Below are 14,253 nucleotides of genomic sequence, written 5' to 3'. Positions count from 1 at the left end.
ATTAATGCGTATGAAAACGATTGGCATTTGGGGGATTCTGGCGGTAGTGAGTTTGGCGAGTTGTCAGACGAATCAACTCCCGCAGGACGTGCAGTTGGCATTGGAGAAAACGCCCGAGACGGTGGATTACAACCTGCACGTCAAGCCGATCATTTCGGATCGTTGTTTCAAATGCCACGGCCCCGACAAAGCCAAGATCGAAGCCGGTTTGCAATTGGCGAACTTCGAAGGTGCCACGCTGGAAAACAAGGAAGGACGACGGGCGATTGTGCCGGGCAATGTCGGAAAAAGTGAACTGGTCAAGCGGATTCTGAGTCACGATCCCGACGAAGTGATGCCCACACCCAAGTCCAATCTGACGTTGACGGCGGACGAAAAAGCCATCCTGATCAAATGGATCGAGCAGGGCGCGGAATACAAGGAACACTGGTCGCTGACGAAGATCGAAAAACCGGACGTTCCGAAAGTCGGGCAAAGTTTTCTGTCACGCTGGGGCATTACGTCCGATGTCGAAACCGACTGGGTCCGCAACGAAATCGACCGGTTTACACTGGCGAAAATGAAGGAACTGGGATTAAAACCATGTCCTCAGGCCGAAAAAGCGACCTTACTCCGGCGCATTTACATGGACCTGACGGGCCTCCCTCCCACGCCCGCTGAGGTAGAAGCGTTTGAAAAAAACACGGCACCGAATGCCTACGAACAGGTGGTCGACAAACTGCAGGCATCACCACATTACGGTGAACAGCAGGCCGTTAGCTGGCTGGATCTGGCCCGCTTTGCCGACTCGCAGGGCTATCAGGACGATCCGATGCGTAATGCGTTTCCGTACCGCGACTGGGTCATCAAATCCTTCAATCAAAACCTGCCGTTCGACCAGTTCGTGATCAACCAGATTGCCGGGGATCTCTTGCCGGTTTCGCCCAATCCGCAGGTTCAACGGGAGAAAATACTGGCCACGGCCTTCAACCGACTGCACTCTCAAAGTGGCGAAAACGGCATTATTCCCGAAGAATACCGCATCGAATACGTGGCCGATCGTGCCAATACATTCGGAAAAGCATTTCTGGGATTGACGATGGAATGCGCCCGTTGCCATGACCACAAATACGACCCCATTAGCCAGAAAGACTACTATTCGCTGTTTGCTTTTTTCAACCAGAATAAAGAAGCGGGTCAGATTACGCACAACGGAGAAGCCTGCCCCACGGTGATGTTACCGACGGCCCAAACCGAGCAAACGCTGAAATTTATACGGACAAAAATTCAACACCTCCAAACCCGCTTACAACCCAAATTGTACGAAACCGCCTTTACGCAATGGGCCCGTCAACCGACAACGGTTTCAACCCTGAATCGCGGTTTGCTGGTGCATTTGCCGCTGGATGGGGAGGGAACTACCGGTTACGAAAACCGGGGCGACAACTCCTTTACGGCATTTGTAACGGGCGACAAAGAGCGAAAACCGCTGCCGACCGCCGGAAAAATCGGTAACGCCATAGCGCTCAAGGGCGAATGTGGCATCGGGATTCTGTCGGAAACGGTTGACCGGATCAATGGCAAACTCGTGGAATCGCCGAAGCGGTTTGGCAAGGGGCTGAACTTCGAGCGGAATCAGGAATTTTCGGTCAGTGTGTGGATCAATCCGGCCAAAGCAGGTGTTGAAGGCGCTATTTTTCGGCGGACTAACTACGAAAATGAAGGCTACCGCGGGTATTCGGTGAAGCTGAATCCGGATCAAACACTGACGGTTTTGCTGAGTTACGTCTGGCCCGCCAACTGCATCGAATTGCGAACCACCGACAAACTGCGACTCAATCGCTGGCAAAACCTCACGCTGACCTACGACGGTGGAGCCAAAGCCGCCGGCGTGCGGTTTTTCGTCGATGGCAAACCGGCGCGGATGAACGTCATTACCGACAACCTCACGAAAGGCTTGCTGCACGGCGAATTCAACTCCAACAAACAGGGCAAATTTTACGGGTTTGAGCTGGGCTATGACGCTCGGGAGAAAACGCTGCAAGATGTTAGCCTGGACGAATTACGGATTTATAACCGTCGATTGTCTGTCCTGGAAGTTCAGTCCCTGTCTGGGAACACCGATCGAATCACCCCGGTTTTACAACTACCAGCCTCCCAACGAACCGCACAACAGCAACAAAATCTCCTCGAACATTACCTGTTGACGGCGGATTCTACCTTCGCTCAGACAAACCGTCAACTGTCTGCGGTTCGGGGTCAGGAGGTGGCGGTTTTGTCCGACATTCCCGAAGTAATGGTGATGCAGGAGTTACCTGCCAGTCAGCAACGCAAAAGTTTCGTGCTAAATCGCGGAGTTTATGATGCGCCGGGTGCGGAAGTTTCCTCCCAAACCCCGCTCCGACTGGGCAAATTACCCACCGATTACCCGCAAAACCGGCTTGGACTGGCGCAATGGCTGCTGGCGGAAGATCATCCCCTGTTTGCCCGCGTCATGGTCAACCGGCTCTGGTTGAATTACTTCGGCAATGGCATCGTCAAAACGCAGGAAGATTTCGGGAGTCAGGGCGACTTGCCTTCGCATCCCGAATTGCTGGACTGGCTGGCTGTTCAGTTTCGGGAGGAAAACTGGGACACAAAGCGGTTTATCAAACGAATGGTGATGTCGGCCACCTACCAGCAGTCGTCCAAAGCGACGCCGGAAGAAATCGAGCGTGATCCGGATAACAAATGGCTGGCGCGCGGTAGCAGCTACCGGTTTTCGGCCGAACAGGTTCGCGACAATGCCTTGGCAGCCAGCGGTTTGCTGGTTCAGAAAATTGGCGGACCAAGCGTGTATCCTTACCAGCCCGCCGGCATCTGGGAAGCCCTGGCAACCCGCAACACGATCAGTTACCGCCAGCAACACGGCGATAGCCTGTACCGGCGCAGTATGTACACGATCTGGAAACGGACCAGTCCTCCGCCGATGATGCTGAATTTTGATTCGCCGGACCGAAGTTTGTGTACCGTTCGAAGGCAAAAAACCGCTACACCCTTGCAGGCACTGGTGACGCTCAACGATCCGCAGTTTGTGGAAGCCGCCCGCGTGCTGGCCCAGCGAACCATGCGTTCGAAAGCAAACCCGAATGAGCGGATCAGGTACTTTTTTCAGTCCATCGTTTCCCGAAATCCGCGCGCCAGCGAGTTAGCGTTAATGAACGAATTGTACGGTGTTGCCTATCAGGGCTTTATAAAATCACCGAAACGGGCCGAATCCTTGCTGAAAACCGGTGAGTACGCCCGCGACCCCGGTCTGAAAAGCCCCGAACTCGCGGCCTACACAATTGTTGCGAATACCATTTTGAATTACGACGAAGCGACCATCAAACGATAAGTGTCATGACTAACGATTTGCAAGATAGCATCCACGATCAGATGAGCCGCCGGACATTCCTGCAAAGCAGCGGTTTGGGGCTGGGGGCAGCGGCTCTTTCTTCCCTGTTGTCTCCGAATGCGACAGCCGCCGGAGCCGATCCGGGGCTGGGCTTGCCGCATTTTCCGGCCAAAATCAAACGGGTCATTTACCTGCTGCAAAGTGGGGCGCCCTCGCAGTTGGAAACCTTTGATTATAAGCCCAAACTGGAACAGATGTGGGGCCAAAACCTCCCCGAGTCCGTCCGAAAAGGGCAACGGCTGACGGGCATGTCGGCAAGCCAGAGTTCATTTCCGCTGGCGGCTTCGGTCTATAAGTTCGCGCAATTTGGTAAAAGCCGGTCGTGGGTCAGTGAGTTGCTGCCGCACCACACGTCGATGGTGGACGACCTGTGTTTCATCAAATCGATGTATACCGAACACATCAACCACGACCCGGCCGTTACGTTTATTCAGACGGGGAATCAGATTGGCGGTCGTCCGTCGATGGGGTCTTGGGTGAGTTACGGACTGGGATCGGAGAATAAAAATATGCCCGCGTTTGTCGTGCTGCTGTCGCGGGCGCGGGGTGGTGATCAGCCGCTGTACGCCAAGCTTTGGAGCAACGGTTTTATTCCGTCGACGCACCAGGGCGTGGTATTCCGGTCGGGGCCGGATCCGATTTTTTACCTCAACAATCCGGAAGGTGTCGATAAAACCTCGCGCCGGACGATGTTGAACTACCTGGCCAAAATGAGCGAAGATCAGTACAAACACGTGCTCGATCCCGAAATCAACAGCCGGATGCAGCAGTACGAGATGGCATACCGGATGCAAACGTCGGTTCCGGAAACGCTCGACCTCTCCAAAGAACCAGATTACATCTTTGATATGTACGGTCCCGAAAGTCGAAAACCGGGGACGTATGCCGCCAACTGCCTCTTAGCCCGCAAATTGGCGGAGAAAGATGTGCGGTTTATTCAGTTATATCATCAGGGTTGGGACCAGCACGGCAATTTGCCCAAAGACATCAAAATCATGGCCGACTCGGTCGATCAGCCGACAACCGCGCTCATCAAAGATCTAAAGCAGCGGGGTTTGCTGGACGATACGCTGGTGATTTTTGGTGGCGAATTTGGCCGGACGAACTACTCGCAGGGCAAGCTTACGAAAGACAATTACGGCCGCGATCACCATCCGCGTTGTTTTACGGTCTGGCTGGCGGGTGGCGGCATCAAAAAAGGATTTACGTACGGAGAAACCGACGACTTCAGCTACAATATTGTCAAAGAACCGGTTCACGTTCACGACTTGCAGGCCACTATTTTACACCTGCTTGGGATCGATCACGAAAAACTGGTTTATAAATTTCAGGGGCGTCGGTATCGGCTGACGGATGTGGCCGGAAAAGTAGTTAAACCCATTCTGGCTTAGCGGATTTTTAAAAGACGTTTTGCGGTTTTTATAGCTTTCAGAAACGCTTCCGTATTAGCTATTTTATTATCCGGACTTAACGCATCCGTAAGACCTCCGTCGCGCAATTGTGGAATGCCCATATAACTCCACATAACCAGGGTTGTGTGCGCTTTCTGGTGCAAAACCGCATCGTCACCTTCCAGGCAATCCAACAGGAAACTGGCGACTTCCCTGTCACCCACCATGTCCTGAAACGTGGCAAAAACGGTGGCTAAAACGTTATTCCGGTGGACATTGAAGGTATTCAGAATAATCGAGAAACTTTTTTTGTACTTCGTTATCTTCCACAAACACCCGGCAATAACAACCCGTGTTTCAGGTTTAACTTCGTCCAGTTTTTGAACCAATTTCGGCACCAGATCGTCGGCATTGTGGTAGTTTAAATTATCGATTAGGTGTTTTAAACTAACGGCATTCGTTTCGGAATCCAGGCGCTTCCACTCCCGCTCGATGAGTTCTTTCCGCCACTCGGCTTCTTCCGCCGGAGTTGCTTTGTATTGATCGCCAAAACCGTCTTTGTAAATGTAGAGCGTTTGCCCGCCGTTGGCAAAATACAGCTCTTTGGGCGTCATGTCATACATAAAAGGAGGTGATTTAACTACCCGATTACCCATTTATCGGGCAATATAAACCGCTTCCGGTTTTTGTCAAACCGATGCCAAATGAATCCCACGAGATCTTGAGTAGTTAATCGGTTTGCGAAGGAAGCTTTTCGCTTTTTCCGCGCCCCAGCCGGTACGTCAACCCCACAACAATGTTGTTTTTTCCAGTGGCCGACTGGGGCGTGAAAATACCGGATTCAAACGTCGCCGGATTGTAGTTGGTTTGGTTAACCCAGCCGGTCTGAATAATCCAATGATTGTCAAGCTGATAGCCAACGCCAGCAAAAACCCGATTCCGTTCGAACGTCGGTCCCTTAGGGTTGAGGAAAAGTTCGTCGTAAAACGACAGAAAAGCGGTTTTTGCTGTAATCGTTGGTTTATTGAGAGGGACGAACAGATTCAGCCGGTACCGAATTCGGTTCCGATACGGCGTTGATCCGTCACGAAACGTAAACCAGCGTTGCTCGACGCGATAGCGATGTTCAAATTTCAGGCGGGAAAGATATTGATTGACAATAAGTTGCTGCCAGAACCGCTTCTCGGTATTCAATGGGCCATCCTTCAGCGCCAGGTAATCAGAGGTTGAATAATGGCCGCCCGCCAGCGAAAACGTAAAATGCTCGTTGAGGTCGTAACTAATCCCGCCCTTCAATTCCCGGTAAAAAAACTGGTGAAAAACCGCATTGCCGCGCGCCTGAACTTCGGCAAAACCGCCCCATTTTTTTTCACCACCCGGAAGCTGAACGGTGCCGATGAACCAGGTTCCCCAGGGTGTCGAAGGCGTGATGGAAGTTTGGGCGTAAGACGTTAATAGAGATAGTAGGAAAAAACCGGTGGTGAGACTGGCAACGACGCAGAGCCGCTTCATAGAGAAACTAGTTAAAAATCGGACGAATTTACAATGGCTTAATGAATCGGCGGAATCGTTCACACAATCTTAACAATTTGATAATATAAACGTAAAGTCATTAAAACCAGTTAATTGCCAAAAGTTAGACTTGCCCGGTCACAAGCCCCTAAATGCAAAAACCGCCTGCCCGGAGACATCCGAACAGGCGGTTTTTTAGCTACCATTTCTTATTTCAAATACCGGAAGTCTTCATTGCCTTTTACCGCCAGCAGGATTTCATAAATCAGCTTGATCACCGCCTGAACATCGTCCATGTGAACGGTTTCCACGGTCGTGTGCATGTATTTCAGCGGCAACGAAATCAGGGCCGATGCGCTGCCTTCAGCGGCATACGCAAACGAGTCGGTATCGGTTCCGGTGGAGCGGCTAACCGCCTGACGCTGGAAGGCAATTTCCTGGTCGGTCGCCACCTGAATGATGAAATCCCGGACTTTATTCTGGACCGCCGGACCGTAGCAAATCACCGGACCACCGCCCGCCTTCAGGTCGCCCTGCTCCTTTTTGTCATATTTGGGCGATTGCGTATCGTGCGTCACGTCGGTGATAATCGCCAGATCGGGCTTCAGTCGCCGGGCGATCATTTCGGCTCCGCGCAACCCGATTTCCTCCTGAACCGCATTGACAATGTAGAGCGTGAAAGGCAGTTCGACGCCGTTTTCCTTCAACAACCGGGCTACTTCCGCAATCATAAAACCGCCCATGCGGTTGTCGAGCGCGCGCCCAACGTAATAGCGGTTGTTCAATTCAAAAAGTCCTTCGGCGAAGGTGCAAACCGTGCCCACGTGGATGCCCATGTCGAGCACTTCCTGTTTGGTCAGCGCGCCCACGTCGATAAACAGATCCGTCACTTTCGGCGCCACATCCTTGGCCAGATCGCGAACGTGAATGGCGGGCCAGCCGAAAACGCCCTGGATCTGACCGTTGGCGGTGTGCAGATTGACCCGCATCGAGGGCGCAATCAGCGCATCGGAGCCGCCGTTGCGCCGGACGTAGATGTAGCCATCGTCGGAAATGAAATTGACAAACCACGAAATTTCGTCGGAATGGGCTTCGATCACCACCTTATATTCCTGGGAAACAAGCGCAGTTGGTTTGATCACCCCGACAACGGTTCCGTACGTATCGATAATATAATCATCGATATAAGGCTTCAGGTAATCCAGCCAGATTTGCTGTCCCGACGATTCAAAACCGGTGGGTGACGCGTTATTGAGGTACGTATAAAGGAAATTTTTACTGGAATCAGTCATTCGATTTGAAACGGATTAAGTGCTGTTTTTCAAACCAAACAAAAACGGCCGACAATTCCCACCCTGCCGACCGTTTTTTTGCCCTGCGGTTTTTAAAAAGCCACCCGGTAGCTCAACACCGGAATCAGGGGGGTCATGTAACTGGTTTTGATGGTTCCGCTGAGCGGTTCGAAATACCGACCGTAAATGTTCTGGCGGTTGGTCGCATTCTGAATATCGAGCGACAACGTTCGGGTCGAATGCAGTTTGTTGCGCTTCCAGCTTAACCGGACATCAGTCCGGAAATAATTGGGCAGTTTTTGAGTATACGACTGGCTGTCAACAAAAACCGTCTCCTGTTTGCGGATCGATTCGGCCAGGTCGATGGGCGTGGTGCGGTAGCCGCCGTAATACGTGAATTTTAGATTGATGCCGATGACGTTTTTGCCCGATTCGCCCAACACGATTTCTTTTCCGCCCTGAAAACTGAAGGCATATTTACCGTTAAACCGCGTGTCGCGCCAGACATTGTCCGATCCCCGATACCGGGAATCATACAGCGACGACGAAAGCAGAAAGTAAACATTGTTGTGCAAAAACTGCTCAACCGTTACTTCAAGCCCGTAATTCTTGCCACCGCCTTTGTTCGTCAGCCGGTCCGTGGTCAACCCATCGAAACTGTTGATAAGCGCAAACGCATCCGACTTGTCGGCGCTGATCGGAATGTTGAACAACGACTGGTAATAGGTTTCCGCTTTCACCCGCAGGTGGTCGTTCAGGAGCCAGTCGTAGGCCAGAACCAGGTGATGCGAGCGCGTAAAGCCCAGATTCCGGTTGGTCGCTGTCCCATTTTCGGACGGCTGCGTTGCAAAATACGTCGCCAGATTCTGGATCTGACTGTGTAACCCGTAGCCAAAACTGACGGAATGTTTCGGCACAAAGGCCCAGCGCACCGAACCGCGTGGTTCCAGCGCGTCCGAATTGTTCAACGTCAGCCGGAGGTAATGCAACCCGGCGTTGAAGGTCAGTTTCTCGGTCATCCGGTAATTCCACTGGCCGTAAGCCTGCACCGTGCTGGTCTGGTCGTTGATCTGAATCTGCGTTTGCATCGCATTCAGCTCTTCCAGCCGCTCTTTTCGTTCAAGATCGAAACCGAGAATCGAACCGGTCACCCCGGCCCGTAGGGTATGCTGCGTAGTAAACTTATAGGTGAGGGTCGACGAAACAATCTGTTTCCGAATGCGGTATGCCTCCCGAAGCTGCAACTGCGGCACGTAGCCGGTTTCCAGCGATTCATTTTCGTAACCGGTTTGGTAGCCCGAAAAAAGTGCCACGGTTTTTAGAAATGCCTGCTTGCTGAGGTTGATGGAATGGGTGGCGCCGACGGCCCCGGTTTTGGCAAAAAAGTGGTCATTGTGGCGCTCGCCCTCACTTTCCCACTTCGTCGAGTCTTTTACGGCGTCCATATCGCTGTTGCTCAAACCGCCAAATCCGAAAACCGTGAAATTGCCCGCTTTTCCCGCCGGGAGGTACAGATTAAAGGACAAATCCTGGAAAACGTTGGCATACGGGCCAATATTGACGCCCAGTTTCGACAATAATCCCAGCGTCGAATACCGGTAATTGAAGAGGTAGGAACCTTTATAATTCTTCGAAAACGGGCCCTCGCTGGCCACATCAAGGCCCAAAACCCCGGCCTGAATCGTGTGTTCGCGTTTTGAATTATTGCCTTTCCGCAACCGCAGATCGAACACGCCGGACAGGGCATTGCCATATTCTGCCGGAAAAGCACCGGTCATAAAATCCGAATTGGCCAGCAGTTGGGCACTCAAAATCGAGATGCCGCCCCCGGCGGAACCCATATTGGCGAAATGGTTGGGATTCGGAATCTCGACGCCCTCCATGCGCCAGAGCAAACCCGTTGGCGAGTTACCGCGAATAACAATCTGATTGCCACCATCGTCGGCACCGACCACGCCCGCGTAGGCCGTTGCCATCCGCGCCGGATCGTTGACGGCGGCCGCAAATTTCTGCGTTTCCTCCACCGAAAAGGTCCGGGCACTGACGGCCGCCATTTCATTCAGCGGTTTGTCTTTCTCGATCTGCGGTTTTACCGTCACCTCGTTGACCCTCACAATGGCTTCCTGCAGCGCAACATTGAGCACCAGTTCCTTGCCTGCATCGACGACGATGTTCGACAGAATCAGTTCTTTGTAGCCCAGACTGGTGATTTTCAGGCTGTGCCGACCCACCGGTATTTGTGTCAACCGAAACGATCCGTCGGCTTCGGTGGTAGTTCCTTTTAACGGATTGGAATTGAGAATCAGAACCGTTGCGCCGGGCAAGGCGGTTTGCAAACTCTGGTCGACAACGGTTCCGCGAATGGTTTGCGTAAAAGACTGAGCGTGAATAGAATGAACAAAAACACCAATGAGAATGGTGAGAATAATCGTACGAAAGTTCATGAGTAGTTGTGTTGCAGAGTATGCCGTTATGACAGCCCTACTCGCCAAAACCCCTACGCGGTTTCCGGATTTATTTCAAAATCGGGTGGAAACCGCTTGACGCTACATCTCCTAAAATACCGCCAAATTTGGAAACGTGGGTTCGAATACCATTCATGTAGCCGAACGATCCTCTTGTCAATTACTTACAGCGTTTGGTATTCACCATAAAAAAACCGTTGCTGAATTCGTTATTTTAGGGACGTATTTCCCGTTGTTCCAGCAGGTTAGGCTTCCAGACGAGGAACAAAAATTGAATCTAAGTTTATAAAATGAACGCATTGGTACTAAACCGATCCAACGAAAACTGGTTTTTCAAGTATAAGATCTACCACATTCCGTTCTGGTTTCTCTATAATTACCTCTGGTGGGTGATTGCCGTCGGTAATCCGTACAAGGCGGCAGAGGGTATCTTTTTTTCTCCTTATTTCGTAAAATTTCTTTTTTATTTCGTTTTCCAGGCCCTTGGGGCTTACTTTAATCTGTATGTACTGATTCCAAAATACCTGGAAAAAAACCGGTTCCCCGAATACATTATTTACCTGCTTTTAACGATTATCGTCGCTTCTTTACTAATTATTCCTGGTTATTTTCTAACCGCCACTATATCCGGACGAACGATGAACGATTTGTTCGGTGGCGGAACGGATGCGGAATGTTTTTATCGTTTTCTGGGAAACGCGCTCCCTTCCATGTTTGCCAGTATGACGCTGGCCATGAGTATTAAACTAACAAAGAATTGGGTTGAAAGTAAGCAACGGCAACAACTGCTCGAAAAGGAAAAGCTGGAAACCGAACTAAAATTTCTGAAATACCAGTTCAATCCACATTTTCTGTTTAACACCATCAATTCCATCTTTTTTCTAATCCATAAAAACCCGGACATGGCGTCGGATTCGCTGGCTAAATTTTCGGAATTGTTGCGGCACCAACTCTACGAAAGCAACGATCAGAAAATACCACTGGACAAGGAAGTCACGTATCTGGTGAACTTTATCGAACTGGAAAAACTCCGGCAGAACAACGATATTGAGGTTTCCGTTGATCTGACTCATTCGCATTTCGGCCATTTGGGAATTGCGCCATTCATCCTGATGAATTTTGTCGAAAATGCGTTTAAACACGTTTCCAAACATACCGACCAGCCAAACTGGATTCGAATTAAACTGAAGCTAAACGACCGGCAATTAAATTTTTCAGTCGCCAACAGTGCCTCCGAATCCCCAAGCCGTGAAGTGATTAAGTACGGTGGCCTTGGTATCAAAAATGTCCAGCGACGCCTGGATTTGATCTATCCGGGCGAATATAGTCTGGACATCCACCATAACGAAAGTAGTTTTGCGGTAGAATTGCAATTGAGGCTTTCGGAATTTGATATTCCTCAATTCATGGAAAAAGCGATCTAAAGGCTGGACGTTAAAACCACCTTTGTATAAAATATGGAATCCGATGATGAACTGCGTAATTATCGATGATGAACCCCTCGCCCGCGAAGGAATTGCCAAGTATGTGCAGGAAATTGATTTTTTAAATCTGGTGCAAACCTGCCAGAATCCGGTTGAGCTAATTAAACTTCTGGACGAACACCGCATTGATTTACTCTTCCTGGATATTCAGATGCCCAAAATGAATGGCATCGATTTTTTAAAGATCGTTCAGAATCCGCCATTAGTGATCATTACCACGGCTTTTCCGAGTTATGCGCTGGAAAGCTTTCAACTGAATGTGCTGGATTATCTGTTGAAACCAATCACGTTCGACCGGTTTTTTAAAGCCGCCAACAAAGCGAAAGAGTATCACCAGTTATTGTCAAAACCAGTTAATCCAGATATCCAGAAAAGCGAAACGGACGTTGATTATTTCTTTATTAAATGTGACAATAAATACGAGAAAATTCATTTTAAAGATATTCTCTACATTCAGGGGATGCAAAATTACGTCACCATCTGCACGCTCAAAGGGAATTATCTGACTTTACTTTACCTGAAAAATCTGGAGCAAAACCTCGATTCGAAATCATTCATTCGGGTGCATAAATCGTTTATTGTTTCTGTCGATAAAATCGAAGCAATCGACGGAAATGAAATAATTATCAAATCGCACCGTATTCCGATCAGCCGGAACTATCGAGACCAGATCATTCAGCAAGTCGTCAGGAATAAACTCTGGATCAAGTAATTATCCTCAATTGCAAAACCGCAACGCCACCTGAAAACCAAGCCAGCCGGTCGACAGATTACTGGCCGTAGTTTTCGCATTGTTGAAGAGCGGAACATCGAATCGGGTGGCCGGTTTGCTGCGGGTGTAATCCGTCAAATACCAGTTGAGCGAAGGTCCAACGGCCAGGGCCAGGTGGCGCCCGAGCTTTTTCTCAATGCCCATATTCAGCCGAATCAGCGAATTCCAGTCTTCCCAGACATAGCGATCTTCCCCGCTCAGAACGTGGCCCGTGGCGTCGAAATTCAGCATCCAGCCGCGTTTCAGATCAACGGCGGTTCCGAAACCGTAGCCCAGACTCCAGAGCGGTTTTCCGGCCATGCCGAGGTTCGACCCGCCCGAAAAGATGTTATAAAACCGCCGAACGCCCGTCTTAAACGTCAGATTGGCCGTCATTACTTCATCCGATGAGATTTCCAATCGCCGATAGCCGTTGCGATGAACATAACTGAACAACCCAAACGGCGTCGTTTCCGACGAAATGGCAATATTGACAATCGAGATCTGGTGACCGCTGGTCACATTCTTTGCGTAATTCAAAAAACCGCTGAGCTGCCAGCCCGCCAGCTCTTTCAGCGCAAAATTGGTAAAACCGGCCAACTGAAAACCGGCCATATTGCCCGCCGTGACGTTGGCGTAACCGGACAACTGAAAACCGGTCATCGAACGGGCCGCAATGTTGGTAAAACCGGCCAGTTGAAAACCGGCCATTTCCTCCGCAACAATGTTCCCAAAACCGGCGGCCTGAATACTTTCGGGCATTTTCCCCATGGTCATGTTGTAGAAACCGGCAGCCTGAATGCCCCGAACGTTTCCTATTACCGTGTTCCCAAAACCGGCAGCCTGCACGCCCATCACATCCCGCCGAGCTCCGTTAAAAAAACCAGCCACCTGAATCCCATCCACGTTTTCGCCCACGACATTGGCAAAACCAGCGACCTGAACACCACTCACATCGCCCCGGACCATGTTCAGAAAACCGCCCACTTCCAGACTCCGGACACCCAGCGAATAACCGCCCACCAGGTTTAACGAATACTGATTAATGACCCGACCGCTCAGCGTGTGGTTGGTGCCGACGAATGGGAACAGCGAAAACTGAATGTCGCGGTAAATGGTGTCGCCCGCCAGGTTGGCATCGTGGATGGATTGACGGGTGGACTTAAACCAGTCGGCAAAGTCATTGGTCGTCTCTTCCACCACCGATTTACTGCGGTCCCAAATGGTTGGCCCCTGATTTGCAGATCGGGGCGCTGGTGTCGAATCGACGGGAATGGCAACGGCTACCGGTTGGGCAATGATGGGCGTTGGACGCGTGGTATCGATCGATGTCCGCCCAATCATCGGTTGCAGGGTCGTTTGCGTGGGCAGGGGCGTCAGGCCAATATCGAGTTTGTGCGTCTGCCGCGCGTTGATGGAAACCGTTTCACCGAAATAATATTTCCGGCGAACTTCCAGCCGAACCGTCGGAATGTCGGTCGACAATTTGATGCGGTAATACCCGTAGGGATTCGAAACCGTGGACGCCAGCGTGGTTTTTTCGTAAATACTGACCTGACTGATTTTCTCGCCGGTTTGCCGGTCGGTGATGTAGCCGTCCAGAATAAAACTCTTGGGCGTTTCGCTGGGGGCTTCGGCTTTTTGCAGAATGATGTGATTACCGCGTGACTTATACGTCAGGGTTCCGCGAAAAATCTGGTTCAGCAAGGCCCGGACGGAGTTGGTCGCCCGGAGCGTCAGCGTATTGTTGGAATTGATAATCGTGGCGTTGTAGGCAAACGAAAACTGACCTTTCGTGCTGATGATTTTCAGGGCATTATCGAGACGTTCATTGGTAAAATCTACCGAAACCACCCGTTCGAGCGGGGGCGTCGACTGGGCTAAAGCGGGTTGAATGAGCCACCAGAAAACCAGAAAAAACAGAATACGGATTGGGTACATGT

General features: G+C 50.8%; 9 protein-coding genes. 4 read left to right on the top strand and 5 right to left on the bottom strand.

Annotated elements, in window-relative coordinates:
* Positions 1-10 precede the first annotated feature (10 nt).
* Together EHT25_RS01760 and EHT25_RS01755 are read left to right on the top strand one after the other, a co-directional pair.
* Positions 11-3,355, top strand: coding sequence for a DUF1553 domain-containing protein (locus EHT25_RS01760; RefSeq protein WP_124869741.1), 3,345 nt, complete (start codon positions 11-13; stop codon positions 3,353-3,355).
* A 5-nt stretch (positions 3,356-3,360) separates the two neighbouring features.
* A complete protein-coding gene (locus tag EHT25_RS01755; RefSeq protein WP_124869738.1) occupies positions 3,361-4,806 on the top strand; it encodes a DUF1501 domain-containing protein in 1,446 nt (481 codons plus the stop codon).
* Here the strand turns inward: EHT25_RS01755 and EHT25_RS01750 are convergent.
* The 4 genes from EHT25_RS01750 to EHT25_RS01735 form a co-directional block, all read right to left on the bottom strand.
* Positions 4,803-5,429: a hypothetical protein gene (locus EHT25_RS01750; RefSeq protein ID WP_124869735.1), complete on the bottom strand. Its 627-nt coding sequence runs from the start codon at positions 5,427-5,429 to the stop codon at positions 4,803-4,805. The genes EHT25_RS01755 and EHT25_RS01750 overlap by 4 nt on opposite strands.
* 106 nt (positions 5,430-5,535) lie before the next feature.
* A complete protein-coding gene (locus tag EHT25_RS01745; RefSeq protein ID WP_124869732.1) occupies positions 5,536-6,318 on the bottom strand; it encodes a DUF2490 domain-containing protein in 783 nt (260 codons plus the stop codon).
* A gap of 209 nt (positions 6,319-6,527) precedes the next feature.
* Complete coding sequence (locus tag EHT25_RS01740; RefSeq protein WP_124869729.1) at positions 6,528-7,610, bottom strand: M20/M25/M40 family metallo-hydrolase; 1,083 nt, start codon at positions 7,608-7,610, stop codon at positions 6,528-6,530.
* A gap of 92 nt (positions 7,611-7,702) precedes the next feature.
* The gene (locus EHT25_RS01735) at positions 7,703-10,054 is read right to left on the bottom strand and encodes a TonB-dependent receptor (protein WP_124869726.1); all 2,352 of its coding nucleotides are present in this window, start codon (positions 10,052-10,054) and stop codon (positions 7,703-7,705) included.
* A 311-nt stretch (positions 10,055-10,365) separates the two neighbouring features.
* On the opposite strand from EHT25_RS01735, the gene EHT25_RS01730 reads away from it, so the two are divergent.
* Complete coding sequence (locus tag EHT25_RS01730; protein WP_124869723.1) at positions 10,366-11,499, top strand: sensor histidine kinase; 1,134 nt, start codon at positions 10,366-10,368, stop codon at positions 11,497-11,499.
* A 43-nt stretch (positions 11,500-11,542) separates the two neighbouring features.
* On the top strand, positions 11,543-12,271 hold the full coding sequence (locus tag EHT25_RS01725; protein ID WP_124869720.1) for a LytR/AlgR family response regulator transcription factor: 729 nt from the start codon (positions 11,543-11,545) through the stop codon (positions 12,269-12,271).
* 6 nt (positions 12,272-12,277) lie between these two features.
* On the opposite strand, the gene EHT25_RS01720 is transcribed toward EHT25_RS01725, so the two are convergent.
* On the bottom strand, positions 12,278-14,251 hold the full coding sequence (locus tag EHT25_RS01720; protein ID WP_124869718.1) for an STN and carboxypeptidase regulatory-like domain-containing protein: 1,974 nt from the start codon (positions 14,249-14,251) through the stop codon (positions 12,278-12,280).
* Positions 14,252-14,253: the final 2 nt, after the last annotated feature.

Origin of the sequence: Larkinella rosea, assembly GCF_003858635.1 — a bacterium.
In the GTDB taxonomy this organism is placed as follows: Bacteria; Bacteroidota; Bacteroidia; order Cytophagales; family Spirosomataceae; genus Larkinella; species Larkinella rosea.
This window is presented reverse-complemented; position numbering and strand designations above follow the sequence as displayed.